The sequence below is a fragment of the Psychrobacter sp. CAL346-MNA-CIBAN-0220 genome (assembly GCF_040309805.1).
Taxonomy (GTDB): Bacteria; Pseudomonadota; Gammaproteobacteria; order Pseudomonadales; family Moraxellaceae; genus Psychrobacter.
Genome location: NZ_JBEOPF010000520.1, coordinates 1 through 254 on the forward strand (window position 1 = coordinate 1; position 254 = coordinate 254).

Sequence of the window (254 nt, forward strand, 5' to 3'; positions counted from 1 at the left end):
CGGCCGTCCGGCGCGATCAGCATCGCGACGCCGCGATCGTCCGCGGTCGTCGTGACGACGATGAAACGGTCGATCTCCGGCACATAGGCGGCCGAATACACGTAATACTGGATCGCGTCGTTCAGCGAGCCGAGTTTTTCCAGCTTCGCGGTGACCGGATCGAACATCGCGTATTCGAGTGTCGCGTCCGTGCTGCCGTCGATGAACTTCTGCCACACGAGCAGCGCGTTGCGCGGCGAGCCCGCGATCACGGG

The 254-nt window shown here is 64.2% G+C and carries 1 protein-coding gene; it reads right to left on the bottom strand.

Features of this window, described 5'->3' with window-relative positions; all coding sequences use genetic code 11:
- Positions 1 to 254, bottom strand: a 254-nt coding sequence (locus tag AAEY88_RS14625) for a hypothetical protein (protein WP_350563551.1), incomplete at both ends; no start/stop codon positions are given.